Source organism: Pseudomonas sp. Van50 (assembly GCF_055390755.1).
In genome coordinates this window covers 4070573-4094803 of the sequence record NZ_AP024343.1, presented here as the reverse complement: position 1 = coordinate 4094803, position 24231 = coordinate 4070573, and the positions used below count along the sequence as shown (strand labels likewise).

Annotated in this window: 22 protein-coding genes and 1 pseudogene; 7 read left to right on the top strand and 16 right to left on the bottom strand. The window is 64.7% G+C overall.

Annotation, left to right across the window (positions count from 1 at the left end; translation table 11 throughout):
- Window positions 1-46 precede the first annotated feature (46 nt).
- Window positions 47-376 carry a hypothetical protein gene (locus tag ACZ5M5_RS17340; RefSeq protein WP_060743197.1) on the top strand — a complete coding sequence of 110 codons (330 nt, stop codon included), beginning with the start codon at window positions 47-49 and terminating at the stop codon, window positions 374-376.
- A 3-nt stretch (window positions 377-379) separates the two neighbouring features.
- Here the strand turns inward: ACZ5M5_RS17340 and ACZ5M5_RS17335 are convergent, their stop codons facing one another.
- Complete coding sequence (locus ACZ5M5_RS17335; RefSeq protein WP_060742036.1) at window positions 380-2245, bottom strand: sigma-54-dependent Fis family transcriptional regulator; 1866 nt, start codon at window positions 2243-2245, stop codon at window positions 380-382.
- 343 nt (window positions 2246-2588) lie between these two features.
- Between ACZ5M5_RS17335 and ACZ5M5_RS17330 the strand changes: the two genes are divergently transcribed.
- The 5 genes from ACZ5M5_RS17330 (at window position 2589) to ACZ5M5_RS17310 (ending at window position 7953) form a co-directional block, all read left to right on the top strand.
- Window positions 2589-3662 (top strand): ATP-NAD kinase family protein, encoded by a 1074-nt coding sequence (locus ACZ5M5_RS17330; RefSeq protein ID WP_464737682.1) that lies wholly within the window; start codon window positions 2589-2591, stop codon window positions 3660-3662.
- A gap of 2 nt (window positions 3663-3664) precedes the next feature.
- Window positions 3665-4642, top strand: a complete 978-nt coding sequence (locus tag ACZ5M5_RS17325; protein ID WP_192261318.1) for a thiamine pyrophosphate-dependent dehydrogenase E1 component subunit alpha — start codon at window positions 3665-3667, stop codon at window positions 4640-4642.
- A 36-nt stretch (window positions 4643-4678) separates the two neighbouring features.
- Complete coding sequence (locus tag ACZ5M5_RS17320; RefSeq protein WP_060742039.1) at window positions 4679-5695, top strand: alpha-ketoacid dehydrogenase subunit beta; 1017 nt, start codon at window positions 4679-4681, stop codon at window positions 5693-5695.
- Complete coding sequence (locus ACZ5M5_RS17315; RefSeq protein WP_464737681.1) at window positions 5695-6807, top strand: acetoin dehydrogenase dihydrolipoyllysine-residue acetyltransferase subunit; 1113 nt, start codon at window positions 5695-5697, stop codon at window positions 6805-6807. The genes ACZ5M5_RS17320 and ACZ5M5_RS17315 overlap by 1 nt, the downstream gene beginning before the upstream one ends.
- Before the next feature lie 81 nt (window positions 6808-6888).
- Window positions 6889-7953, top strand: coding sequence for a 2,3-butanediol dehydrogenase (locus ACZ5M5_RS17310; protein ID WP_256573690.1), 1065 nt, complete (start codon window positions 6889-6891; stop codon window positions 7951-7953).
- Window positions 7954-8019: 66 nt separating this feature from the next.
- On the opposite strand, the gene ACZ5M5_RS17305 is transcribed toward ACZ5M5_RS17310, so the two are convergent.
- The 15 genes from ACZ5M5_RS17305 to ACZ5M5_RS17235 form a co-directional block, all read right to left on the bottom strand.
- A complete protein-coding gene (locus tag ACZ5M5_RS17305) occupies window positions 8020-8574 on the bottom strand; it encodes a DinB family protein (protein WP_464737680.1) in 555 nt (184 codons plus the stop codon).
- Window positions 8575-8807: 233 nt separating this feature from the next.
- On the bottom strand, window positions 8808-9725 hold the full coding sequence (locus tag ACZ5M5_RS17300; RefSeq protein ID WP_025213515.1) for a dihydrodipicolinate synthase family protein: 918 nt from the start codon (window positions 9723-9725) through the stop codon (window positions 8808-8810).
- A gap of 154 nt (window positions 9726-9879) precedes the next feature.
- Entirely contained in the window at window positions 9880-10908 is a 1029-nt protein-coding gene (locus ACZ5M5_RS17295) for a trans-3-hydroxy-L-proline dehydratase (protein ID WP_464737679.1), read from the bottom strand.
- Window positions 10909-11016: 108 nt separating this feature from the next.
- Window positions 11017-11739 (bottom strand): amino acid ABC transporter ATP-binding protein, encoded by a 723-nt coding sequence (locus tag ACZ5M5_RS17290; RefSeq protein ID WP_060742044.1) that lies wholly within the window; start codon window positions 11737-11739, stop codon window positions 11017-11019.
- Entirely contained in the window at window positions 11732-12382 is a 651-nt protein-coding gene (locus tag ACZ5M5_RS17285; protein WP_060742045.1) for an amino acid ABC transporter permease, read from the bottom strand. The genes ACZ5M5_RS17290 and ACZ5M5_RS17285 overlap by 8 nt, the downstream gene beginning before the upstream one ends.
- A 12-nt stretch (window positions 12383-12394) precedes the next feature.
- The gene (locus ACZ5M5_RS17280; protein ID WP_464737678.1) at window positions 12395-13060 is read right to left on the bottom strand and encodes an amino acid ABC transporter permease; all 666 of its coding nucleotides are present in this window, start codon (window positions 13058-13060) and stop codon (window positions 12395-12397) included.
- The gene (gene lhpI / locus ACZ5M5_RS17275) at window positions 13053-14828 is read right to left on the bottom strand and encodes a cis-3-hydroxy-L-proline dehydratase (protein WP_464737677.1); all 1776 of its coding nucleotides are present in this window, start codon (window positions 14826-14828) and stop codon (window positions 13053-13055) included. Before lhpI ends, ACZ5M5_RS17280 begins: the two co-directional genes overlap by 8 nt.
- A gap of 10 nt (window positions 14829-14838) precedes the next feature.
- The gene (locus tag ACZ5M5_RS17270; protein ID WP_072404405.1) at window positions 14839-15657 is read right to left on the bottom strand and encodes an ABC transporter substrate-binding protein; all 819 of its coding nucleotides are present in this window, start codon (window positions 15655-15657) and stop codon (window positions 14839-14841) included.
- 234 nt (window positions 15658-15891) lie between these two features.
- Window positions 15892-16641 (bottom strand): AraC family transcriptional regulator, encoded by a 750-nt coding sequence (locus ACZ5M5_RS17265; RefSeq protein WP_207283203.1) that lies wholly within the window; start codon window positions 16639-16641, stop codon window positions 15892-15894.
- A gap of 187 nt (window positions 16642-16828) precedes the next feature.
- Window positions 16829-18085 (bottom strand): FAD-dependent oxidoreductase, encoded by a 1257-nt coding sequence (locus tag ACZ5M5_RS17260; RefSeq protein WP_464737676.1) that lies wholly within the window; start codon window positions 18083-18085, stop codon window positions 16829-16831.
- A complete protein-coding gene (locus ACZ5M5_RS17255) occupies window positions 18082-18318 on the bottom strand; it encodes a 2Fe-2S iron-sulfur cluster-binding protein (RefSeq protein ID WP_060742051.1) in 237 nt (78 codons plus the stop codon). The genes ACZ5M5_RS17260 and ACZ5M5_RS17255 overlap by 4 nt, the downstream gene beginning before the upstream one ends.
- A 191-nt stretch (window positions 18319-18509) precedes the next feature.
- The gene (locus tag ACZ5M5_RS17250; RefSeq protein WP_060742052.1) at window positions 18510-19625 is read right to left on the bottom strand and encodes an NAD(P)/FAD-dependent oxidoreductase; all 1116 of its coding nucleotides are present in this window, start codon (window positions 19623-19625) and stop codon (window positions 18510-18512) included.
- A complete protein-coding gene (locus ACZ5M5_RS17245; RefSeq protein WP_464737675.1) occupies window positions 19622-20554 on the bottom strand; it encodes a 4-hydroxyproline epimerase in 933 nt (310 codons plus the stop codon). The genes ACZ5M5_RS17250 and ACZ5M5_RS17245 overlap by 4 nt, the downstream gene beginning before the upstream one ends.
- A 112-nt stretch (window positions 20555-20666) precedes the next feature.
- Window positions 20667-21338, bottom strand: a complete 672-nt coding sequence (locus ACZ5M5_RS17240; protein WP_060742054.1) for a GntR family transcriptional regulator — start codon at window positions 21336-21338, stop codon at window positions 20667-20669.
- Between the two features lie 141 nt (window positions 21339-21479).
- Window positions 21480-22646, bottom strand: a complete 1167-nt coding sequence (locus ACZ5M5_RS17235; protein WP_464737674.1) for an MFS transporter — start codon at window positions 22644-22646, stop codon at window positions 21480-21482.
- 137 nt (window positions 22647-22783) lie between these two features.
- Between ACZ5M5_RS17235 and ACZ5M5_RS17230 the strand changes: the two are divergent.
- A pseudogene (locus ACZ5M5_RS17230) lies at window positions 22784-24174 on the top strand (aminotransferase-like domain-containing protein).
- Window positions 24175-24231: the final 57 nt, after the last annotated feature.

The window sequence follows — 24231 nt, the reverse complement described above, 5'->3', positions numbered from 1 at the left end:
CATCCAGTCAAACTTCTTTCCTTTCAGAAAGTTGGGCGACAAACCTATGCGTATTTCTATGTGGGTCGTAACGACGTTTCTCCTGGCCGCCGTCTCGCTTGGGGCCCAGGCCAAGGCGCTGACGCAGAACCAGCAGTCGGTGTGCCGCTGGGGTTCGGACATTGCGGCGGGCGCGCAGGCGTCGAAGCTTTCCGGCGTCAGCCTGTACGGCGCGCGCAAGAAGCTGCAAGTGCGCAAGTTCCCCCGGCCCTGGATGCGCATGACCGCCCTGGGCATTACCGAGCAGACTTACAACAGCGCTTCGCGCCTGAAGCCTGCTGCGGTCAAGCAGACCTACTACGAACAATGTGTCCGTCATGAGCTGGCACGCCGATAGGCCTCAGGCCGGGCTCCTGCCTGGCATCTCGATACCGTGCTGGTGCACCCGCCGATACAGGGTCGCCCGGGAAATGCCCAGGGCCCGGGCGGCGGCGGTGGGTTTCCAGCGGTGGCGCACCAGGGCATCGAGCAGCGCCTGGCGTTCCGGGCTGGCGCTCGGCTGCGGTCCATGATCGGCGGCGTCCGCGCGGTGCAATGACTCGGGCAGGTGGCTGAGCTGAACCACACTGGCTTCGCACACCGCGCAGGCATAGCGCAGCACATGGCGCAACTGGCGGATATTGCCCGGCCAGTGATAACCGAGCAGGCATTCCAGCGCCGCGCCGCTCAATTGCACCGTCCCCCCGCAGAGCGCCGACTCCTCGGCAAGCATTCGATTGATCAGCGCCAGCCGGTCGCTGCGTTCGCGCAACGGTGGTAGCTGGAAACGCGCGCCACCGAGGCGGAAATACAAATCCTCACGAAACTCGCCAGCGGCCACCAGGGTCTCCAGGTCGCGGTGGGTGGCGCAGATCACCTGGATGTCCACGGCCTTGCGGCGGGATGCCCCCAGCGGCGCCACTTCACCCTCGGCCAGCACCCGCAGCAGGCGGGTCTGCAAGGCCAGCGGCATGTCACCGATCTCATCCAGGAACAAGGTGCCGCCATCGGCCTGTTGCAGCAGGCCTTGCATGCCTTTGGCCGAGGCACCGGTGAAGGCGCCGGCGACGTAGCCGAACAATTCGCTTTCGATCAGGCTTTCGGGAATGGCGGCGCAATTCAACGCCACGAAAGGGCGATCACGGCGTTGGCTGGCCTGGTGCAACTGCCGGGCGAACACTTCCTTGCCGGAACCGGTTTCGCCCTGGATCAGCACCGGCAGGTTGCGATCCTTGACCCGTACCGCCAGGCGCAGGCTGTCGGCCAGGCGCGGATCGATCTCGGCCGGGGTCATCGCCACCCGCGGACGCGGATTGGCCCGCTGGCGGGGCGCACTCAAGCGGCCATGCAAAGCGTGATCGAGGAGGCAGAGGCTTTCGTCCCGGGCCCGGTGCAGCCGTTGCTGGTCGAACACCTGGCCGATGTGTTGCGGCAACTGCCCGTAATGCTGCAGCAGGTATTGGCGGGCGGCCGGGTTCAGGGCTTGCAGGCAACCGTCGTCATCCCAGGCGAACAGGAAGTCTGGCTGGCTGTCGACGTAGCCGGCGTTGCGATGGGCCCGCAGCACCCAGTAGCCCTGGGCACTGCTCATGAAAAACGCCTGCTCGATCTCCCGGGCGCTCTGCACGACCATTTGCCGGATCAGGTGCTGCGAGCGTCGATCATCCGGCGAGCGCACTGCCGAGACGTCCAGCACCCCGAGCAATTCGCCCTGGGGGTCGAAGACCGGTGCGGCGGAGCAGGTCAGGCCAATGAACGCCGCGCGGAAATGGTCGCGCTTGTGCACCGTCACCGGGGCTTTGCCCATGAGCACCGCCGCCACGCCACAGGTGCCTTCTTCACCCTCCGACCAACATGTGCCCAGGTACAGCCCAGCCTTGCGGCAGTCATTGCGGATCGTGGTTTCCACCCGATAGTCGATGGTCTGGCCCTGGGCATCGGTCAAGAGCACGCAGTAGTCGGCATCACGTACCCGGCCATGGAGGCGGGCCACTTCTTCACTGGCGATATTGAGGAACAGCTCGGAGCGCTCGCGGCATTGCTTGAGCACGTCCTGGGACAGGATGCGCGGGCCCTGCAGCGAACCGGGGTCCAGGTGATGTTGCTCCAGGGAGCGACGCCAGGAGTCGAGGATCAGGTCCGGGACCGGCAGTTGAGGCAATTGCGCCGCGTTTTTCACCACGCGGCTGACGCAATCCACGTGCGCCCGGGAGTGAGCGGAAAGCATAGGGGCCTCCGATTCAGCTTCTTGTCGTTGTGCGCACATTAAGCGCCGTTCGCCGGGTGCAGACAAGCACGACGGGTTGTGCGGGCAGATGTGAGACGCCACGTCTCAGCGTCTCGCGGTTACCTCGTGCAGGCTGACATGGAGCGTCTCAGCGAGGCTCGCTTGGCCGCATCGAACATCCCGCCTGGACCGCTCTGGTCCGGCTGTCTCCTGGTTTTTTCCCGTAGCTGGCACCGCCCTTGCTCTACCCCTGGAGCCCGCCTGACGGGTCATCCAATAATAACAACGAGGTGCCTATGTTCTCCTGCCCAGGCCGTTCGCCTGTTTCTCCCGCGGTGGCACCATGAGCCGCCGGCCACTGACCGTGGGCATCATCGCCAACCCCGCATCGGGCCGCGACGTGCGGCGCCTGACCGCCAATGCCGGGCTGTTTTCCAGCACCGACAAGGTCTCGGTGATCCAGCGCCTGCTGGCCGCTTTCGGTGCCACCGGCATCGAGCGGGTGTTGATGCCCACCGACATGATTGGCATGGCCGCCGCCGTGCTGAAGAACAGCCACAGCCGCCAGGCCCGCAGCAGCCACTGGCCGGCCCTGGAGTTCCTCGACCTGACCCTGCGCCAGACCGTCGAAGACACCCGCCAGGCCGCGCGCCTGATGGCCGAGCGCGAGGTGGCGCTGATCGCCGTGCTCGGTGGCGACGGTACCCACAAGGCGGTGGCCGCCGAAGTGGGGGACATCCCGTTGCTGACCCTGTCCACCGGCACCAACAACGCCTTTCCCGAACTGCGCGAAGCCACCAGTGCCGGACTGGCCGGTGGCTTGTACGCCAGCGGCCGGGTCCCGGCCCAGATCGGTTTGCGCCGCAACAAGCGTTTGCTGGTTTGCGACGCCGGACGTGGCCTGCGCGAAGTCGCCTTGGTGGACGTCGCCGTGTCGCCCCTGCGGTTTGTCGGCGCCCGGGCCATCAGTCGGGCACAGGACTTGGCCGAAGTGTTCGTGACCTTCGCCGAGCCGCAGTCCATCGGCCTGTCGGCGCTATGCGGCTTGTGGTTTCCGGTGTCACGCCAGGCACCGGGTGGTGCCTGGATGCGCCTGGACCCGCAATCTCCCGAAGCGCTGCTGGTACCGCTCGCGCCGGGCCTGTTGCAAGGCTGTGGCGTGCTCGCCGCCGGCCCCCTGGAACCCGGTGTCGCCCACGGCCTGTCGCTCTCCAGCGGCACCCTGGCCTTGGACGGCGAGCGGGAAATCGAATTCAACGTTCATGACCGGCCCACGGTCACCCTCGATGCCGGCGGTCCACTGAGCATCGACGTCAACGCGGTGCTGGCCTACGCCGCGCAACAACGTTTGCTGGCCATCGGCCGCGAACACCCGCAACACCCTCTGAATTTTCAAGAAGACACCCCAGGAGAATAAAAATGTCGACACCGCTCACCCACGATCAACTGCTGCACGCCTATCAGGTGATGCGCACCATCCGCGCCTTCGAAGAGCGCCTGCACGTGGAGTTCGCCACGGGTGAAATCCCCGGGTTCGTCCACCTGTATGCCGGCGAAGAAGCCTCGGCCGCAGGCGTCATGGCCCACCTGGGCGATGACGATTGCATTGCCTCCAACCACCGTGGCCATGGCCATTGCATCGCCAAGGGCGTGGATGTCTACGGGATGATGGCCGAGATCTACGGCAAGAAAACCGGCGTTTGCCAAGGCAAGGGCGGCTCGATGCACATCGCCGACTTCGAGAAAGGCATGCTCGGCGCCAATGGCATTGTCGGCGCCGGCGCGCCCTTGGTGGTCGGCGCGGCTTTGGCGGCCCGGCTCAAGGGCACCGACAGCGTCGCCGTGGTGTTTTTCGGCGACGGCGGCTCCAACGAGGGCGCGGTGTTCGAAGCCATGAACATGGCCTCGGTGTGGAACCTGCCGTGCCTGTTCGTCGCGGAAAACAACGGCTACGCCGAAGCCACCGCGTCCAATTGGTCGGTGGCCTGCGATCACATCGCCGACCGCGCGGCCGGGTTCGGCATGCCCGGCGTGACTGTCGACGGCTTCGACTTCTTTGCCGTGCATGAAGCCGCCGGGGCCGCCGTCGAACGCGCCCGTGCCGGGGAGGGGCCATCGCTGATCGAGGTCAAGCTGACCCGCTACTACGGTCACTTCGAGGGCGACGCCCAGACCTACCGGGCCCCCGACGAGGTCAAGCACTTCCGTGAAAACCAGGACTGCCTGATGCAGTTCCGCGAGCGCACGACCCGGGCCGGCTTGCTCACCGTCGAGCAACTGGACCAGATCGACAAGGAAGTGGACCTGCTGATTGAAAACGCCGTGTACAAGGCCAAGTCCGATCCCAAGCCTTCCTCGGCGGACCTGCTGACCGACGTCTACGTCAGCTATCCCTGAACGCCCTCCTGAACAACAAGAATAGAGAACTCCATCATGGCGAGAAAAATCAGCTATCAGCAGGCAATCAACGAAGCGCTGGCCCAGGAGATGCGCCGGGACTCAAGCGTGTTCATCATGGGTGAGGACGTGGCCGGTGGCGCTGGCGCACCCGGTGAAAACGACGCCTGGGGCGGTGTACTTGGGGTGACCAAGGGCCTTTACGACCAGTTCCCCGGGCGCGTGCTGGACACGCCGCTCTCGGAAATCGGTTACGTCGGTGCGGCGGTCGGGGCCGCCACCTGCGGCGTACGTCCGGTGTGCGAACTGATGTTCGTCGACTTTGCCGGGTGCTGCCTGGACCAGATCCTCAACCAGGCGGCGAAGTTTCGCTACATGTTCGGCGGCAAGGCCTCCACGCCCCTGGTGATCCGCACCATGGTCGGCGCCGGCCTGCGCGCCGCCGCCCAGCATTCGCAGATGCTCACGTCCTTGTGGACGCACATTCCGGGGCTGAAAGTGGTCTGCCCGTCATCGCCTTACGACGCCAAGGGCCTGCTGATCCAGGCGATCCGCGACAACGACCCAGTGATCTTCTGCGAGCACAAGTTGCTCTACAGCATGCAGGGCGAAGTGCCGGAAGAGCTCTACACCATCCCCTTTGGCGAGGCCAATTTCCTGCGCGACGGCAAGGACGTGACCCTGGTGTCCTATGGACGCATGGTCAACACCGCGATGGACGCCGCCCGCAGCCTGGCCGGACGCGGTATCGACTGCGAAGTCATCGACCTGCGCACCACCAGCCCGATGGACGAGGACAGCATCCTCGAAAGCGTGGAGAAGACCGGGCGCCTGGTGGTCATCGACGAGGCCAACCCGCGCTGTTCCATGGCCACCGATGTTTCCGCGCTGGTGGCGCAAAAGGCCTTCGGCGCGCTCAAGGCCCCGATCGAAATGGTCACCGCGCCGCACACGCCGGTGCCGTTCTCCGATGCCCTGGAAGACCTGTACATCCCTGACGCGGCGAAGATCGAGCAAGCCGTGCTCAACGTGATCGAGTGGAGCAAGCGCTGATGAGCCAGATTCATACCTTGACCATGCCCAAGTGGGGCCTGTCGATGACCGAGGGCCGGGTCGATGCCTGGCTCAAGGAGGAGGGCCAGGCCATCGCCAAGGGCGATGAAGTGATGGACGTCGAGACGGACAAGATCTCCAGCAGCGTCGAGGCGCCGTTCTCCGGAATCCTGCGTCGGCAGGTTGCCCGGCAGGACGAAACCCTGGCGGTCGGCGCCTTGCTCGGCATCGTCGTCGACGGCGAGGCCAGCGACGCCGAGATCGACGCGGTCATCGAGCAGTTCCAATCCAACTTCGTACCCGGTGATTCAGCCGATGAAGACAGCGGCCCGACACCACAGAAAGTCGAGTTGGACGGGCGGGTGATTCGCTATTTCGAGCGCGGCGAGGGCGGTACGCCGTTGGTGCTGGTGCACGGTTTCGGCGGCGACCTGAACAATTGGCTGTTCAACCATGAAGCACTGGCCGTCGGGCGTCGGGTCATTGCCCTGGACCTGCCGGGCCATGGCGAATCTTCGAAAACCCTGCAACGCGGCGACCTGGACGAGCTGAGCGGCGTGGTGCTGGCCTTGCTCGATCACCTGGACATCAACGCTGTGCATCTGGTGGGGCATTCCATGGGTGGGGCGGTTTCGCTGAATGCCGCGCGCCTGATGCCCCAGCGTGTACGGTCGCTGACTTTGATCGGCAGCGCCGGGCTGGGCGCGCAGATCAACGGCGGCTACCTGCAAGGTTTCGTCGAAGCGGCCAACCGCAACGCCCTCAAGCCGCCACTGGTGCAACTGTTCTCCAATGCCGAGCTGGTCACGCGGCAGATGCTCGACGACATGCTCAAGTACAAGCGCCTGGAAGGCGTGGACGCCGCCCTGCGGCAACTGTCGGCGACGCTGTTCGCCGACGGCCGCCAGCAGGTGGACCTGCGCGAGGTGGTGCAGGCCGGTCACGTACCGACCCTGGTGATCTGGGGCAGCGACGACGCAATCATCCCGGCGGCCCACGGCGAAGGGCTGGCTGCCCAGGTCGAAGTGCTCCCCGGCCAGGGCCACATGGTGCAGATGGAAGCGGCCGAGCAGGTCAATCGATCGATTCTCGAGTTCATCGCACAGCACTGACCCAGCGGGCGGCGATGAATCGCCGCCCCATAAAATACTCTGGAGGCAACTATGAACGTTTCAATCAAGCCGACCCGCAGCATGCGCGCCGCCGTCTGGCATGGCCGCAACGACATTCGCGTCGAAGACGTGCCACTGCCGGTTTCGCCGCCGGCCGGTTGGGTGCAGATCCGCGTGCAATGGTGCGGCATCTGCGGCTCGGACCTGCATGAATACGTGGCCGGGCCGGTATTCATCCCGGTGGACGCGCCGCACCCGCTGACCGGGATCAAGGGCCAATGCATCCTCGGCCATGAGTTCTGCGGTGAGATCGTCGAACTGGGCGCCGGCGTCGAGGGTTTCAGTGTCGGCGAACCGGTGGCGGCCGATGCCTGCCAGCACTGCGGCACTTGCTATTACTGCACCCACGGGCTCTACAACATCTGCGAGAACCTGGCCTTCACCGGGCTGATGAACAACGGCGCGTTCGCGGAGCTGGTCAACGTGCCGGCGAACCTGCTCTACAAACTGCCTGCCGACTTTCCGACCGAGGCCGGTGCGTTGATCGAGCCGCTGGCGGTGGGCATGCATGCGGTGAAAAAGGCCGGCAGCCTGTTGGGTCAGAACGTGGTGGTGGTCGGCGCCGGGACCATCGGCCTGTGCACCATCATGTGCGCCAAGGCGGCCGGTGCGGCCCAGGTGATTGCCCTGGAAATGTCTGGCGCCCGCAAGGCCAAGGCCCTGGAAGTCGGCGCCAGCCATGTGATCGATCCGAACGAGTGCGACGCCCTGGCCGAAGTCCGCCGCCTGACCGCTGGCCTGGGGGCCGATGTCAGTTTCGAATGCATTGGCAACAAGCACACCGCCAAGTTCGCCATCGACCTGATCCGCAAGGCCGGCAAATGCGTGTTGGTGGGCATTTTCGAGGAACCGAGCGAGTTCAACTTCTTTGAACTGGTCTCCACCGAGAAACAAGTGCTCGGCGCGCTGGCTTACAACGGTGAGTTCGCCGATGTGATTGCCTTCATCGCCGACGGACGCCTGGACATCTCGCCGCTGGTGACCGGGCGCATCCAGTTGGAGGAGATCGTCGGGCAGGGCTTCGAGGAACTGGTGAACAACAAGGAGCACAACGTGAAGATCATCGTCTCTCCCGCACGGATCTGAGAGCGCCCGGGTGGGCGATTTGGCGATGGCCGGCAGCGGTCGTCGCCTTTTTTTCGGCGTAGCGCTTCAGTCGGGCCGATAGTCTCGCCAGACAGTTGCTTCGTTGAGTTGCAGTGTTTGTTCTTCTTGCTGCCGAAACCTACGGTCGCAGTCGAGGAAAAACTCATCGAGCTGCGGTGGCTTGACACCCGCGCCGCTGAGCATCGAATGCACCTGGCCGCGGTGATGGATCTGATGTTCGAACAGGTGCAACAGCAGTCGGTCGATTCGTTCGAGCACCACCCCGTCGGCACGCACCAGGTCGACGGAGCGGGCGAGGTCTTTTTCTCGCAGTGATTCGCAGAAAGCCACCAGCCGCTGGTCGGTTTGAGCCTGGCTCTGCATGAGCTGGGCAAAGGGCAGGATCTCGGAGAAATCCTTTATCTGGCCGTCCCGGTCACCTTCCAGGGCGGTGAGGTAATAGCGGTCCACTTCCAGGATGTGGCAAAGCGTGGCTTGGATGGACGGGAAGAATCCCGTGCGCGGCGCGGCGTAGTCAGCCTCGCTCAACTGCGCGCAGGCGTTGAGCAGCCTGTGGTTGGCCCATCGGTTGTTCAGGGCCTGGGCCAGGAAATAGTTCATGGGAAGCCTCCCTGTCATGGCCGCCACCGACAGTGTGGGAGCGAGCTTGCTCGCGATGAAGGCGGCACATTCAGCATAGTCGCTTCAGGCAGACCGCTATCGCGAGCAAGCTCGCTCCCACCGTTTGAATCCCATGGGCTCACTATCGCGTATTCACCACAAATCCCTGTGGGAGCGAGCTTGCTCGCGATGGCGGCGTCCCAGTCACCGCCAGTTGGCGCCATGCCCTGGGGTCAAAGCCCCACATCCGGCAACGCCGGCCGATTGGCCATGGCCTTGGCCATGATCTGCTCCACATACACTCGGTCTTCCTCAGGCAAGGCCAGGCGCGGTGGGCGGGTGAGGGCGCTGCCGCGGCCGGCGATGGCTTCGCACAGCTTGATGCATTGCACCAGATCGGCGCGGGCGTCCAGGTGCAGGATCGGCATCAACCATTCGTAGATCGGCATCGCTTCGGCGAACCGTCCGGCGCGGGCCAGGCGGAAAATGGTCTCGCCTTCCTTCGGGAACACGTTGGACATGCCCGAGACCCAGCCTTCGGCGCCCACGGCGAGGCTCTCCAGCACCACGTCATCGAGACCGGCGAACAACACAAAGCGATCGCCGACTTCGTTGCGCACGTCGATGAAGCGCCGGGTGTCGCCGGAGGAGTCCTTGAAACACACCACGTTGTCGCAATCGGCCAGGGAAATCAGGATGTCCGGCGTCACGTCATTCTTGTAGATCGGCGGGTTGTTGTAGACCATCAGCGGCACATCGGCGTGGCGGGCCACGTAGCGGAAATGCTCGGCGGTCTCGAAGGGTTTGGAGCCGTAGACCAGCGCCGGCATCAGCATCACCCCATCGACGCCCACCTTGCGCACCGCGTTGGCGACCTTGGCGGCCTGCACGCTGGTGAACTCGGCCACGCCGCAAATCACTGGCACGCGGCCACGGGAGGCGTCCACCGCGACTTCGGTCACGGCGATTTTTTCCTCGGCGCTCAGGGAGGTGTTTTCCCCCACCGAACCGCAGACCACCAGGCCGGAAACACCGTCACGGATGACGTTGGAAATCACTTGGTGGGTTTTTTCCAGGTTGATGGAAAAGTCATCGTTGAATTGCGTGGTGACGGCGGGGAAAACGCCGCTCCAGTTGATGCGTTTGCTCATGGTTGTCTCCGGTGGTTAACGGTATGTGGCGAGGGGATTTGTGGGAGCAAAGCTTGCTCGCGATGCGGACGCTCGGTTCCCCTGGAAGACCGCGATATCTTCATCGCGGGCAAGCCTTGCTCCCACAGAGGGGGGCGAAGCCAGTTCAAAAAATTCATGCGCCAGGCCAGGTGTCGGAAAGCCGATAGCCCTGGGGCCACGGGTCGGCCGGGTCGAGCAACAGCTGATGAGTCCCGGTGATCCACGCCCGTCCGGCGATGCACGGGTAAATCGCCGGGCGTCCGGCCACGTCGGTCAGTGAGTCGATGCGGCAGTGGAATTCGGAGCCGATGATCGAGCGGCCGATAAACCGCTCGCCCACCTGCATCAAGCCCTTGGCCTGCAACACCGCCATGCGTGCCGAGCAGCCGGTGCCGGTGGGGGAGCGGTCGATCTTGCCGGGCTGGATCACCACGGCGTTGGCGCCAGTGGCGATCCCATTCTCCTGGACGATGGGCGCGGCGATCTGGCAGAACGAGATGTGCGACCAATCAGGATTCAACGGGTGCACGAAGCCCAGTTGTTCGTTGGCGGCGCGGGTGATCTTCAAGCCCACGGCCACCAGCTCGGCGGCCTCGTCGGGGCGAATGGCAAAGCCCAGGCGTTGGGCGTCGACGATGACAAAGCTGTCGCCGCCATAAGCGGTGTCCACCTGCAGGGAGCCCAGGCCTTCGACTTCGATCCAGGCATCGAGGCGGTCGGCGAAGGAGGGCACGTTCTTGATCTCGACCCGTTGCACCTTGCCGTCGCGGCAGTCGGCCACCGCTTCGATCAGGCCGCCCGGCGCTTCCAGCACCAGGCGGGTCTGGGGTTCGGTCATCGGCAGGATGCCGCTGTCCAGCAACACGGTGGCCACGCACAGCGAGTTGGAGCCGGACATCGGCGGGGTGTCGGCCGGTTCCATGATGATCCAGGCCATTTGCGCCCGTGGGTCCTTGGCCGGCACCAGCAGGTTGACGTGACGGAACACACCGCCACGGGGCTCGTTGAGGACAAAGTTGCGCAGGGTCTGGTCCTGGGCGATCCAGCGTGACTGCTCCCACACCGTGGCACCGGGTGGTGGCGCGACACCGCCGACGATCACATCGCCGACTTCGCCTTCGGCGTGGCAACTGACTACATGGATGATTTTGGATGAGCGCATGAGTCAAATCCTTGGGTTGTCTGTTCGGGCCTCATCGCGAGCAAGCTCGCTCCCACATTGAAATGCGTTCCCCTGTGGGAGCGCGCTTGCTCGCGATAGGGCCATCCGCTATTTCACCGACTTGAGAAACGCCGCCGTCTCCGGCTGCACCGGGTTGCCGATCACCTGGTCCGGCGGGCCGATTTCATGGACCCGCCCATTGCAAAAGAACGCCACGCGGTCGGACACGTCCCGGGCGAAGCGGATCTCGTGGGTCACCAGCACCATGGTCATGCCGTCTTCGGCGAGCATGCGCATGGTGTCCAGCACTTCGCCCACCAGTTGCGGGTCCAGGGCCGAGGTGGCTTCGTCGAAGAGCATGTAGTCCGGCGACATCGCCAGCGCCCGGGCGATCGCCATGCGTTGTTGCTGGCCGCCGGAAAGCTTGCCGGGGAAGGCCTTGAGCTTGTCCCCCAGGCCCACATGTTCAAGCTGCTTCACCGCCAGGGCCTCGGCGTCCTGCCGGCTCTTGCCGAGCACCTTGCGCGGCGCCAGCATGACGTTCTCCAACACGGTCAGGTGAGGGAAGGCGTTCCATTGCTGGAAGACGATGCCGATTTTCTGCCGCAGGCGATTGAGATCAGTGGCCCGGTCATGAACCTCGATGCCGTCCACGCGGATGCTGCCTTTCTGAATGGGCTCCAGGCCGTTGATGCACATCAGCAGGGTCGATTTGCCAGAGCCGGAACCGCCGATGATCGACACCACTTCGCCCTTGTCCACCGTCAGGCTCACACCCTTGACCACTTCCAGGTCACCGAAGGATTTGTGTACGTTTTCGATCTCAATCATTTTCCTGCCACCTTCTTTCCAGGCGTGCGCCGAGGCGGGCGACCACCAGGCTCATGACGTAGTAAATGAGGCCCGCGATGCACAGCACCAGCAGGGGTTCCTGAATGCGCGTGACGATGGTTTGCGACGCCCGCAGCAATTCGACGATGCCGATCCACATCACCAGCGCGGTGTCCTTCATCACGCCCAGCACCAGGTTCAGCCAGCCGGGAAAGGCCACCCGCGTGGCAATCGGCAGGACGATGAAGCGCAGGTCCTGCACATAGCTCAGGCCCAGCGATCGGCTGGCCCGGCGGGTGCTCAACGGCACCGCCAGCACGCCACCGCGGACGATCTCGGTGAAGTACGCCGCGGCGTAGATCCCGAGGACGATGCAGCCGACGGCAAAGGCGCTGAGGTTCAGGCCGGCGATGCTCTTGAGGGAGTTGAACAGCACGAACTGGATCAGCAGCGGCACACTGCGAAACACGTCCAGCAGCCAGGCCAGCGGCAGGCTGGCCCGCGGCAACAGCGCCCGCAACAGACCGAACAGCAACCCGGCGAAGGTGCCCAGCAGGATCGACCACACGGTCAGTTGCAGCGTGACCCAGGCCCCCTCGAGCAAATACAGCAGGTCGTTGACGCTGAGGCTTGTAGAAAACATGACCCACCCTCCTCAGTAACGAAACAGCCGCCAGGACAACAGCCGGGCCAACCCGACGATCAGCTTGGCGATCAGGTAATACAGCACCGCCGCGAGGGCGAAGTATTCGAAGGTGCGGAAGGTCTTGACGTTGTATTCCTGGGTGACACCGGTGAGGTCGTTGTTCAGGCCGACCACCACCCCCAGGGACGTCATCAGCACCGCCCAGACCATCTGGTTGGTCAGCGGGTAGAAGACGATGCGCAACAGTTGCGGGACGATGATCATCCGGTAGGCCTGGAAGGCACTCATCCCCAACGAACGGGCGGCGCGCATTTGCGTACCGGGCACGGCCTTGAGGCCGCCGCGAAAGTTTTCCGCCAGGTAGCCGGCGTTGTTGAAGGTGATCCCGGCCAGCAAGGCCAGCCAGGAACTGACGTGCAGCCCGAGGGAGCCGAGGCCGAAGTAGAGGATGTAGATCTGGAACAGCGAGGGCGTGTTGCGGGCGATGGACACCCAGCCATTGCCCGCGCCCCGCAGCAAGCGATTCGGGGCCTGGCGCATCACGGTCAGCACCAGGGCGATCAGCACGCCGAAAATCATCGACAGCGCGGCGGTCTCGAAGGTCACCCAGGCCCCGGCGAGCATGTCGGGCAGGGCGCGCAAGGCCGGGCGCCATTGGAAGCTGTAGTCAAACATGGGTCGGGCTCCCGGTGCGGTTCGGTTGTAGCCACGTTGGCGGCTGGCCGCGAGTGGCGGCGGTGCACGCGGCCTCGACGCAATCGGCGAGGGCGGCAAAGTGCACCCCGCGACCGACCAGGCCGGGTGCGTAGTGGGCGTATTTACCGGAGTTGGTCATCAGCGTGGTGGCGTGGGGCGGGATCACCGGCTCACCCAACATGCACCAACAGGTGTCGGTCACCAGCACCGCGCCGAAGGCCTCGATGGCGGTCAGATACCCGGCTTTGCGGGCCTGCTCCAGCACCGCCCGACCGCAGGTGATTGCCAGCACCACATAGGGATGCTTGACCCGGCCCGCGCACAAGGTCGCGAGGGCGGCGAATTCGCTGAGGGAGAAATGCGGATTGCCCAGGGACACCACGTCCACCCAGTTATCTCGGGCGCTGTTGAGTTCGCGCCAACTGGCAAGCAGGCCGGTGGCATCGACGCTTTCCTGTGGCAACGCGACATCGCGCTCCAGGACATCGGCCGGGTCGAGGGCTTCTGGTGTCACCCCGGCGATGTGGAACAGCGGCGCGGCGCTGGTGGTGGCGAACGCGGCGCCGAAGGCCTTGAGGTCGTCCAGGCTCGGTGCGGCGTGTTCCAGGCCGCGTATCAGCGGAATACGCCGGCCGGCCAGACTACCGATGTGATAACCCAGCAGCGGATAGAAACTGTCATCGACCTTGCCCAGTGCCGGCACGTCGACGATCAGCCGGGCCTTGCGCGGGTCGTCGAGATGGCAGCCGGTCAACGGTGCCCGCCCGCACAGGGCGATGCAGATGTCGAGGAAGTCCGGGTACTTTTGCGTGCGCGCGCCCAACACGCTGTTGGCATAGACCACCGCATTGGATTCGGCCCAGACGATTTGCTCGCCGGCTTTTGGCGCGGTGTCCAGCAGGTAGGGCGCACAAGTGAAACTCAGCTGGGCGCCCATGGCCATGTAGGCGTCGCCCAAGGCACTGGCCGGCTCGCCCAGCGCCGGGTCGACACCCAGCTCGCGCCAGCGACGCTGGTCCACGGAGATGGAATTGAGGGTGGTGGGCACGCGCACCTTCGCGCCCCACTGCACCAGTTGTTCGGCAAAGCGCAGGCTGGCGGGACCGGTGTAGATGCAGCCGTCGATGTGGGCCTGGGCCACGTCCAGCAATTGCGTGGCGCCCTGGATCTCGGCCATGCGCAGCACGATGTGCATCGCCACTTGGGCAGCTTTGCCATGGCTGCCGTCGAGCAATGCCCGGTCTTGTCCGGTCAGTTCCAGGGTTGAGAGCGTGGGCGGCTGCGACGCCGCGGACGAACCTTGCCAGCCGTCGTCCAGGGGCCGGCCAGACAATGTCAGGACATCGCTTTCCAGACGGACAAAACCCTGGCCGCGCAGCCCATTGAAGGCCTCGTGTCCCACGCACAACACCGGCAACGAACGCTGGAAAATCACCTGCGCCACCAGCACGCCCAGGGTCAGGATTTCATCGGCTTCGGCCAGCACCAGGGCTGCGGGGGCGTGGCCGTTGCTGATCAGCTCCATCAAGACGCTGCTGCCGGTACAGGAGCCGCGTCCGCTGGGAATCGCCAATACGCGCCCGGCCAGGCGTTGGCCACTCAAGGGATGGTGCCGGTCGATGACCTCGCCACTGGCTGGATCGACGCCGCCCCAGAAACTCAGCCCCACCTCGGCGAACAGCAGGGCGCCCTGGGCGGCACCCTCCACCAGGCTGCGGCCTTTCACACGGACAGGCGTGCTTGGCATGCGCCGATCCTCAGTAGTAGACCTGGGGAACGGTCAGGTTGGCCGGCGGGATGTCGGTGCCGACCCATTTGACGAACAACTCCTTGTAGCGGCCGGTGCGCACCTGCTGGTTGACGAACAGGTTGAGGTAGTTGAGCAGGCCGTACTCGCTGCGCTTGGCGCCGAGGGACACGTAGTCGATGACGTAAGGCGCGTCACCGGCGATCTTCAGGCCCTTGTACTTGCCCGACTTGATGGTCGCGGCGGCCACGGTGTTGGTCACCACGGTGGCATCGATGTGCCCCTGGGCGACGGCCAGCAGGGTGTCGTTCTGCGACTGGTAGGCGCGGAAGCTGCCGCTGCCCCAGCTCTTCTGGTCCTTCTCCAGGGCGATGGCTTCGTAGGTGCTACTGGTGTTGCCCAAGGCCTTGCCCTTGAGGTCGGCGTAGCTGTTGATGCCGGTGTTGTCGCGGGTCAGCACCACCATCTGGAAGGCGAAGTAGGGCACGGTCAGGCCGACGGTCTTGGCTCGCTCCAAGGTGTCCGACGTAGAGGCGACGATGACGTCGGCGCGACCGGACAGCAGCGCGGGGATTCGATCGGAGAACGGCGTTTCCACCACTTCGGCGTCTACGCCGAGGACCTTCGCCAGGTCTTGGCAATAGTCCACGTCGAATCCCGCCGGTTTGTTGCTTTCGTCGCGAAAGCCCATGGGCGGGAAGTCCAGGGTCACGGCGCAGCGCAGTTTGCCGGAACCGATGATGTCGTCGAGTTTGTCGGCGTGGGCCGGGGCGATGAAAAGCGGGGTGAGGACAACGCTGAGGGCTACGGCCAATGCAGGGTTTTTCATAAATGCCTCGCTGTCGAATAAATGCGGTGAGATATCGTATTGAGGATTTCGTATACGATATTAGATAAGCAATCGGCATGCCTGTTTCGGGTTGAGTCGCAGTAATTGTGTGGGAGGACTGACCTAGAGGCTTTCCAGGCGGGCGGTGGCGTATGAGGGCAGGGTGCTACGTTGGCCTGTGGTGTTACAGATGGGAGCAGCCACGGGATCCGACGCCCCATCAGGGAACATGGATCAGCGCTGATTCTCGCGATATTGGCTGGGCGACAGGCTGGTCAGGGCGCGGAACTGGCGACTGAAGGCGCTGTGATCGGTGTAACCGCAGCGCAGGGCGATTTCGGTGATCGGCAGGTCCTGGTCGAGCAACAGCCGCGAGGCTTCCTCCAGCCTGGCCTTGTGAATCATCTGCCGTGGTGTGAGTTGGAAGATGCGCTTGCAGTGCCGTTCCAGTTGCGCCACCGACAATTCGGCGATGGCGGTCAGCTCGGCAAGGCTGATGGGGCGGGCGAAGTGCTGTTTGATATGGGCGTCCACCGCCGCCAGTTTGTGAAACGCCGGATGGCTCGATTGCGGCAGTTGCAGGTCGCGGGAAATGCCGGCCAGGCCGACGATCCGGCCCTCCGGATCGTGCAGGGCGAGCTTGTGGGTCAGGCACCATACGGGCTGGTTGCCGTAATACAAATGCAGTTCGAGCTGGTCGGCCAACTCCCGCCCGCTGGCCAGCACCCGGCGATCCTGTTCGGTGTACAGCGGGCCGAAGCGTTCGGGGAACACCTGGTCGGCGGTGAGGCCGAGCAGGTCGCCACGGTGTTTGAAGCCGCAACGCCGGGCCAGGGTCTGGTTGACGAAGGCGTAGCGGGCCTGCGGGTCCTTGATGAAAAACACCACGTCCGCGAGGGTGTCCAGCAGCGGGGCGATGGGCTGCAGGCTGCGCAGCAGGGTGTCGAGGTCGCAAGGGGCTAGGGCGGTGAGCGAGGGGTACATGGTCTGGATTCTGAGAGGACGCAGAGATCATAGAGCCAAAGCCATTGAGGCAGGAAGGTCTGAAACCGACTCGGTCTACTGTGGGAGCGGGCTTGCTCGCGAAGGCGTTGGCACATTCAAAATCGTTGCAAGCTGAGCCACCGCTTTCGCGAGCAAGCCCGCTCCCACAATAGAATCTCAGTCCGGCTCAGGTGGGCGGGGTTTCTGCCAGGTTCAGCAAGGTCTCGATCCGCGCCGGGCTGAAGGGCGGGCGCGGCAGGGGCGCAGTCCAGCCGAACAGGTGTTCCAGGGCGGCGCCGCACACTCGACCCTGGCAGGCGCCCATGCCGCAGCGGCTGGCCAGTTTCGCTTCGCGCCAGTTGGCATGGCCGGCCAGTTCGCCATACGGCACGTCCTCGCAGCGGCAGACCAGTGTGTCTGCCGTGGCCAGGGTCTTGAGTCGTGGATCGAGGGCGAAGGCCGTGTTCAAGGCCCGGGCGAACCCCTGCCAACGTGCGCGACGGGGCCACAGCTGTTGGGCGGCGGTGCTATTGCCGACGGCGGCATGGCCGGCGATGGCGCCTTCCACCAGCGCCAGTTCGCTGCCGCCGAAACCGGTGCACTCTCCGGCGGCGTAATGTTCGCGGCGAGAGGTGGCTTGCCAGGCGTCCACCGCCAGCGCCTGGTCTTCGACCGCGCAGCCCAGGGCCTGGCCCAATTGGGTGTTGGGAATGAGCCCGAAACCGCAGGCGAGCCGATCGCAGGCCAATTCAATCGTCTTGCCTTGCTGTTGCAGGCGCACGCCCTCCAGCCGGTCCCGGCCGAGGGCTTCCACCACATGGGTGTCGGTGCGGTAGTGCCGGTCGAACAGACTGAACGATTGGAAAAGCTTCCCCGGCCAGCGTGGCAATTGCGCGGCGAAACCGACGACAGCGCCGCGACGGGCCTGCTCGGCGATGCGTACCACCTGTGCGCCCTGATGTTTTGCCGTGGCGGCGCTGGCCAGCAGCAAGGGGCCGCTACCGGCGATGACCAACCGTTCGCCGCGCACTGGCAAGCCGCCCTTGATCAACGCCTGCAACCCGCCGGCGCCGGTCACGCCGGGCAGTGTCCAGCCGGGAAACGGCAGCAGCAGCTCACGGGCACCCGTGCAGAGGATCAAGCGCTCGTAGCTGATCTGCCAGCCGCGCTCGGCATCTTCCACCAACAAGGTTTTATCCGCCGCGCAGGCGATTACGCGAGTACCGGCATGGCAGCGTACGTTGGCGCAGGTGTGCAGTTGATCGCGCAGGCGTCGGGCGGCGGCGGGCAGGTTGGCCTGGGGGCCGTCGCGCCAGATCTGCCCGCCGGGCAGCGGGTTGTCGTCCAGCAGCACGATGCGTGCACCGCTGCTTGCCGCGGCGAGGGCAGCGGCCATGCCCGCGGGGCCGGCGCCGATGATCAGCAGGTCGGTGGTTTCGTTCATGGTCGGGTCTGCACATGCATGCCATCGAGGCACAAGGTCTGGCAGGCCAGGCGGCGCCGGCCATCGATCAACACCCGGCACTCCTGGCAGATGCCCATGCCGCACAAGGGCGCCCGTCGCTGGCCGCTGACCGAGGTGCGGCTGCAACCGTCCGCGCCCAGCGCCAATGCCGCCGCGACGCTGGTGCCGTTGGCCACTGACAAGGGGTGGCCGTCGAGAAATAGATCAGGCATAGGAACAATTCCCCTGGGGTAAATGGATATCAGCGCCAAACGCCCATTCCGTGGCGAGGGAGCTTGCTCCCGCTGGGGCGCGCAGCGGCCCCGACAACGATCTGACAACTCGGTGTGTCGGGCCAATCCAGGGGACTGCTGCGCCATCCAGCGGGAGCAAGCTCCCTCGCCACAAGAACTTGTGTCGGGCTTCAGGCATGGGCCGGCTCTCCAAGGAAACGCTGCGGCAGGTAAGCTTGAGGCGCCAGCGGCGAGGTTTCGTCGAACAGCTGCGCCACCAGCAAGTCGGCCGTCGCGGGCGCAGTGGTGACGCCCAGGCCTTCGTGACCGACCGCCAGCCACAGCCCCTTGCGCTGTGGATGTTGTCCCACCAGCGGCAAGCCGTCGGGGCTCGCCGCGCGAAAACCGGTCCAGGCCCTGATGCCGTTCAGATGCGCCAACCCTGGCATGTATTCGACGGCGCGCTTGAGCATCTTCGCCAGCATCCAGCCTTCCACCTGCGGATCGACGCTGCCGAACTGCCGTGAGGCGCCGATGAACAATTGTCCGGTCGGGCGTGGTTGGATATTGCACGCCACCGACGGCCCGTTGGCGTTATGGGCGCTGGTGACGTAGCCCAGTTCCACCAGGGTGTGAGTGACGGTGGCGGGGTAGCGGTCGGTGATCAGCAGGTGGCCCTTCTTCGGCTCGATCGGCAGTTCCGGGCATAACTCGGTGGCCTGGATGCCATTGGCGAGGACCACCGCGTCGGCGCTCAGCCAGCGACCGTCGTCGAGGCGCACGCGGTGACCGTCGACTTCGCTGACCTGTGCCCGCTGCTGGCGAATGTTAGGCGCGTCCAGCATCCAGCGGGCGGCTGCCGGAGCGTAGAGGATGCCGTCGCCCTTGATCAGCAGCCCGCCTTCCAACCCTGGGCGTAGCTCGGGTTCCCGCTGATGCAGAGCGGCTTGGCCGATCAATTCGCAGGCTTCGCCATGGGCCAGCAGGTTCAGGTATTTGCTCTGGGCCACGGCCATTTCTTCGGCATTGGCCGCCAGCCACAAGGTGCCGTTGTTGCGCCAGGCACAACCCTCGGGCAGGGCCGGTGCCAGTTCGCGCCAGCGTTGCAGGGAGTATTGACTGAGGGCCAGTTCCGCCGGGTTGTCATCCAGCACCAGCAGATGCCCCATGCCGGCCGCCGTGGCGCCGTGCCAACCGGCGTCCAGCACCAACACGTTGACGTTGCGCCGGGCCAATGCCTGGGCACAGGCCGCGCCAATGATGCCCGCGCCGATGACGATCACGTCGGCGACATGGCCCTTGCTCACGGGCGAATGCCCCAGGCGAACGGGTCGTCGGTTTCGATGATCAGGGTGGTTTCGGCACTGATGTAGGCGCGACCGCGAATGGTTGGCACGATGCGCTCGCCCGAGTGTTCGTAGGAGCCTTCGAACTCGCTGCCAATGACACTGGCCTGGCGCCAGATCTGCCCAGGCTGCAGTTTTCCATCGGCCGCCAGGCACGCCAGTTTGGCGCTGGTGCCGGTGCCGCAAGGGGAGCGGTCATAGGCCTTGCCCGGGCAGAGCACGAAGTTGCGGCTGTCGGCTTGCGGGTCATCGGCAAACAGTTCGATATGGTCGATCAGGCCGCCGTCCTCGCCGCGAAAGCCCTGTTGCTCCAAGGCTTGCTGTACGGCGTAGGTGTAGGCGGTCAATGCGTCGAGGTTATCGCCGGCCACGCGCTGGCCATGTTCGGCGATCAGGAAAAACCAGTTGCCGCCCCAGGCCACATCGCCCACCACCTGGCCGATGCCGGGCACTTCCAGGGCCAGTGCCTTGCGGTAACGATAGGCCGGCACGTTGCGCACGCTGACCGAGCGGTCTTCGTGCAAGGTTGCCTGTACCGTGCCCACCGGGGTTTCGATGCTGTGCACGCCGGGGCCGATCCTGCCCAGGTGGGCCAATGACGCCACCAGGCCGATGGTGCCGTGGCCGCACATGCCCAGGTAGCCGCTGTTGTTGAAAAAGATCACGCCGGCACAGGCGCTCGGGTCCACCGGCTCGCAGAGCAGCGCCCCCACCAGTACATCGCTGCCCCGGGGTTCCAGCACGCAGGCGGTGCGCCAGGCGTCATGCTCGGCGGCCAGGCGTTGCTTGCGCTCGGCCATGCTGCCCTGGCCCAGGTCAGGAAAACCGTCGGTGACCAGTCGGGTCGGTTCGCCGCCGGTATGGGAATCGATCACGGTGATGCGTTTCATGGGAGGGCCACGTCCGTTCAGGTGAGTGACGGTAAGCGTGGCTCGCGCCCAGGGCTGAAGGCTTGATGGTTTTATCTGTCGCCGATGACGAAATCGGCACAACGTTGGCCCATCAATGGCTGGAAGGCAGGAACTTGAACAAGGTCTCGCAGACCCCGGCGATGTGCTCGTCCAGCAGCGCCACGGCCCGCTCGACATCACCGGCGCGGCAGGCCTTGATGATTTCCCGGTGCTCGTGATCGGCACGGTCCTTACCGGCCGAAAGGCTCATCTGCATGCGCAAGTAACGCTCCAGCTTGTCGTGGACCGAGCGAATCAGGCTCACCATGAACGGCCGTTGCGCCGGTTCGTAGAGACAGGCGTGCAGTTGCCAGTTCAGTTCGGCCCAACGCCCGACGTCGTCTTCACCGACGAACTCCCGGCAGATGCTTTCGGCGCGGGCGAAGGTGTCTTCGGTCATGTTGGGAATCGCCAGGCGCAGCACTTTGTCTTCCAGCAGCATGCGCACTTCGAACATCTGCGCCAGCTCCGCCTCGGAAATGCGCGTCACCATCGCCCCGCGATTGCGCTGGAACATCACCAGGCCCTCGGCCTCCAGGCGCTTGAGGGCCTCGCGCACGGGGATCTTGCTGACGTTGAACTGGCGGGCGATGTCATCCTGGCGAATCGGCTCGTCCTCGGCAAAATGCCCAGCCACGATGGCATCGCGCAGGTGGCGGGTGATGATTTCCGAGGTGGAAGGGGTGTTGCCCAGGTCAGGCAGGTTGAACTTGGATAAAGTCACGGCGGCGGGTCGTTCGGCTTAGGTGGGGATATGGTATACGACTTTGCCGAGCGCAGTGTCGAGCTGTCCAAGGCTTCCCCCAATCCTTCAGCCAGCCCCCTGTGGCGAGGGAGCAAGCTCCCTCGCCACAGGTTGGTGTGTTCAGCCGTGGGACAGGTGGCTCACATAAGCCTCAGTCCGGACGATGCGCCATCCGGTAACAGACACCCCAGCCAACAACGCCAGGCCGAATACGATCAACGCCACGTCCGCGCCGAAATGATCGGCCAGCAACCCGGTCACCACCACCGGGATGCTGAACCCGACATAGGCGAACAGGAAAAAACCGGCACTGACCCGAGCCTTTTCCGCGCCGGCCATGGCCGTGACGGCCGACAACCCACCCAGGTACAGGAAACCGTAGCAAGCGCTGCTGGCGCCCAGCGCTCCCAGCAACACGGCGAGCAGGGAGCCGGCGCTCGCGCCCCAGGCCAGCAAGGCATAGCTCACCGGCAGGATCAACAGCCCCAGGCCCGTGGCCCTGGCCGGCGACATGCGCCGCACCCAAGGCTGGAAGAGCAAGCCGCAACTGATGACCGTGAAGGTCGACAGGCCCGACCAACGCTGCAAGTCGTGGGTTGCCAGCACCGACGGCAATATGGCGATGACCAGGCCCGAAGTCGCCCAGGCCAATAGCATGGAAAAGCTGTAGGGCAGGCTGCCGGCGGGAAACAAAGGCAGGCGCAGCAGCGGCGCGTCTTTGATTTTCAGCGCCGGGTCCGGCAGCCGCCAGACCACGACAATCGCCAGGGCGGCCAACAGCAGCTGCAGCCAGAAGCTGCCGGGCGTGGCGCTGGGATGGACGAACAGGAACAGACTGGTCAACGCCGCGCCCAGGCCAAAACCCAGGGAGGTGCTGGCGGTGACCCGGTTGGCCGGCGAGCGGGTATCGCGAGTTGCCATGAGCTCTGTCATATAGGCGGTCGACGTGGCCGAGGCCAGCCCGGTGCCGACCCCCATCATCAAGCGCGCGACACCCAGCGCCACCAGGCTCGGCCAGAGCAACGTCACCAGCGTCGCCAACATCGACAGCCCGAGCGCCACCAGGATCAACGGCTTGCGGCCCACCCGGTCGGCCAACCCACCGAACGCCAGCAGGACCGGCAGCACGCCCAGCACATAACCGGAAAACGCCACCGCCGTGGCCCCGGCCCCGGAGCCGGACAATTGCGCGTAGGTGGTGTACAGCGGCGCCTGCAGGTTGACCGCGAGGGTGATCAGGCAGAGGCCGAAAGCCAGCCCCCAGGCATGTCGATGCTGTGGGTTCAAGAGTGTTCCTTAAAGGGTGCGCATGAAGTCCCGGGGACTATCGCCGCCGGGCACAACGCAAACAAGGAACAGACGCCGGTCATTTGTGTTTAACTGTTTTCTAGAAAATCGAGAACACTTAGCCAAGAGTGCCCGCCGTGGACCTGAAGATTGATCGCAACACTGCCGAGCCCATGATCCGGCAGCTCGTGACGCACCTCACGGGCTGGATCAACGCCCATGGCATTCGCCCCGGCGCGCGAATGCCGTCCATTCGCCAGCTGGCCCGGGAAAATGGCCTGAGCCTGTCGAGCGTGATCAAGGCCTATGACCAACTGGTTGCCAGCGGGGTGCTGGAGTCTCGCCATGGCGCGGGCTTTTTTGTCGCGCAACAGGTGGCCCTGCCGGTTGAGCCGATAGCTGAAACGGATAACCCGTCGTGGCGGTTGTTCGACAATGAGTCGACGCAGCTCAAGCTCGGTTGCGGCTGGCTGCCCGACGCCTGGCGCGACGACACCGACCTGGGCCAGGCGATCCGCCAGGTGGTGCGCAGCGACAACCACGCGTTGTTCAACTACAGCACCCCGTTGGGTTCGCCTCATCTGCGCCTGCACCTTCAAAAACGCCTGGGCCTGATCGACATTCACGTCGACCCGGCACAGATCATCACCACCCAAGGCGCCAGCCAGGGCCTCGACCTGCTGGTGCGAACCCTGCTCAAGCCCGGTGACCTGGTGCTGGTGGAAAGCCCCGGCTACTACAACCTGTTCAATCTGCTGAGGCTGCAGGGGGTCAAGACCGTGGCGGTGCCGAGGACTGCCCTGGGCCCGGACATCGCCCGCCTGGAACAGCTTCTCGGCGAGCACAAACCCTCGTATTTCTTCATCAACAGCATGTACCAGAATCCCACCGGCACCAGCCTGGCGCCGAGCGTGGCCTATCGTCTGCTGCAACTGGCGACGGTCCACGACTTTCGCCTCATCGAGGACGACATCTACGCCGATTTCCAGAATGGCCCGACGTCCCGCCTGGCTTCCCTGGATGCCTTGGACCGGGTGATCTACCTGGCGAGTTTTTCCAAGACCTTGTCCAGTTCGCTGCGCATCGGTTATGTCGTCGCCCAGCCCGACATCATCCGGCGCCTGGCCGAAGTCAAGATGATTACCGGCATCGGTTGTTCGCTGCTGGCGGAAAACGTGGTAGCGACGTTGCTGGCCAACGGTGCTTATCGCAAGCTGATCCAACGCTTGCGCCAACGCCTGAACAAGCAGATGGCAAGTACGCTGCGCCAACTGGACCCGGCCCACTGGGAGGTGTTTGCCGAGCCGATGGGGGGATGTTCGTCTGGGCCAGGCCTCGGTGCCTGGTGGCACAACGGGTGCAGCAGATCGCCCGGGAGTTGCAGATCCAACTGTCCCAGGGCTCGACGTTCCTGCCCCAGGGGGAGGCGTGCGATTGGTTGCGGTTGAATGTGGCGTATACCCAGGATGTTCGGGCGCAGACGTTTTTCCAGCGGGTCGCACAGGAATCGATTGGGGCGGGCCAGTAGAGTGTGGGGAGATTGTTCTGGCGCTATCGCGAGCAAGCTTTGCTCCCACTGAGGGAG

Coding starts and splice junctions, on each gene's coding strand:
- ACZ5M5_RS17285 (WP_060742045.1), bottom strand. CDS start 12,382: ATGTTTTCTACAAGCCTCAGCGTCAACGACCTGCTGTATTTGCTCGAG.
- ACZ5M5_RS17270 (WP_072404405.1), bottom strand. CDS start 15,657: ATGAAAAACCCTGCATTGGCCGTAGCCCTCAGCGTTGTCCTCACCCCG.
- ACZ5M5_RS17280 (WP_464737678.1), bottom strand. CDS start 13,060: ATGTTTGACTACAGCTTCCAATGGCGCCCGGCCTTGCGCGCCCTGCCC.
- ACZ5M5_RS17340 (WP_060743197.1), top strand. CDS start 47: ATGCGTATTTCTATGTGGGTCGTAACGACGTTTCTCCTGGCCGCCGTC.
- ACZ5M5_RS17305 (WP_464737680.1), bottom strand. CDS start 8,574: ATGAACTATTTCCTGGCCCAGGCCCTGAACAACCGATGGGCCAACCAC.
- ACZ5M5_RS17330 (WP_464737682.1), top strand. CDS start 2,589: ATGAGCCGCCGGCCACTGACCGTGGGCATCATCGCCAACCCCGCATCG.
- ACZ5M5_RS17325 (WP_192261318.1), top strand. CDS start 3,665: ATGTCGACACCGCTCACCCACGATCAACTGCTGCACGCCTATCAGGTG.
- ACZ5M5_RS17320 (WP_060742039.1), top strand. CDS start 4,679: ATGGCGAGAAAAATCAGCTATCAGCAGGCAATCAACGAAGCGCTGGCC.
- lhpI (WP_464737677.1), bottom strand. CDS start 14,828: ATGCCAAGCACGCCTGTCCGTGTGAAAGGCCGCAGCCTGGTGGAGGGT.
- ACZ5M5_RS17335 (WP_060742036.1), bottom strand. CDS start 2,245: ATGCTTTCCGCTCACTCCCGGGCGCACGTGGATTGCGTCAGCCGCGTG.
- ACZ5M5_RS17255 (WP_060742051.1), bottom strand. CDS start 18,318: ATGCCTGATCTATTTCTCGACGGCCACCCCTTGTCAGTGGCCAACGGC.
- ACZ5M5_RS17300 (WP_025213515.1), bottom strand. CDS start 9,725: ATGAGCAAACGCATCAACTGGAGCGGCGTTTTCCCCGCCGTCACCACG.
- ACZ5M5_RS17245 (WP_464737675.1), bottom strand. CDS start 20,554: ATGAAACGCATCACCGTGATCGATTCCCATACCGGCGGCGAACCGACC.
- ACZ5M5_RS17310 (WP_256573690.1), top strand. CDS start 6,889: ATGCGCGCCGCCGTCTGGCATGGCCGCAACGACATTCGCGTCGAAGAC.
- ACZ5M5_RS17265 (WP_207283203.1), bottom strand. CDS start 16,641: ATGTACCCCTCGCTCACCGCCCTAGCCCCTTGCGACCTCGACACCCTG.
- ACZ5M5_RS17290 (WP_060742044.1), bottom strand. CDS start 11,739: ATGATTGAGATCGAAAACGTACACAAATCCTTCGGTGACCTGGAAGTG.
- ACZ5M5_RS17295 (WP_464737679.1), bottom strand. CDS start 10,908: ATGCGCTCATCCAAAATCATCCATGTAGTCAGTTGCCACGCCGAAGGC.
- ACZ5M5_RS17260 (WP_464737676.1), bottom strand. CDS start 18,085: ATGAACGAAACCACCGACCTGCTGATCATCGGCGCCGGCCCCGCGGGC.
- ACZ5M5_RS17315 (WP_464737681.1), top strand. CDS start 5,695: ATGAGCCAGATTCATACCTTGACCATGCCCAAGTGGGGCCTGTCGATG.